The organism is Roseivivax isoporae LMG 25204 (assembly GCF_000521865.1).
Taxonomy (GTDB): domain Bacteria; phylum Pseudomonadota; class Alphaproteobacteria; order Rhodobacterales; family Rhodobacteraceae; genus Roseivivax; species Roseivivax isoporae.
The window spans coordinates 1-547 of record NZ_JAME01000153.1; the positions used below are offsets into that span (position 1 = coordinate 1).

Below are 547 nucleotides of genomic sequence, written 5' to 3' on the forward strand. Positions count from 1 at the left end.
AGGCCGCCCACCAGGCCCTCGTCCCCGAGGACACCGTCGAGAAGGCCACCGCCTTCGTCTCCGTCGGGTGCGGATCCGCCCGTGCCATTGCCCAAGGTGCCGGTTCCCGTCAGATCACCGACAAGACCGTCGCTGCCGGTGATGTCACCGAGCTGCCCGTCATTTCCGACAAGGTCGCCGAGCAGGCCCTCAGACCCGGTCAATTCGCCGAGCACCCCGCCGTTTCCGGTGATGTCCCCCAGCAGGCCCTCGTCGGAGATGAGGCCGTCCACGAGCCCGATCTCGTCCGTGACCTCACCGTCGCCGAGCAGCGGCTGACCGAGAAGGTCATCGGCGACATCACCCAGGGGACTTTCGGGGCCGGCCAGATCTCCGAGCAGTCCGTCCGACCCGGTGACGTCGCCGAGCAGACCGTCATTGCCCGTCAGATCGCCGAGCAGGCCCTCATCGCCGATGACAGGATCAAGTAGCCCCTGCTGGACCCCGTCCGTCGGGTCCGTGACTTCCGTGCTGTCCGTCGGCTGCGTGCCGTCCGTCGGGTCGGTGC

1 protein-coding gene is annotated in these 547 nt (G+C 68.4%); it reads left to right on the plus strand.

Annotation, left to right across the window (positions count from 1 at the left end):
* Positions 1 to 470: hypothetical protein (locus tag RISW2_RS25270; RefSeq protein ID WP_043775944.1), on the plus strand; the 470-nt coding region annotated here is incomplete at its 5' end.
* Between the last annotated feature and the right edge of the window lie 77 nt (positions 471 to 547).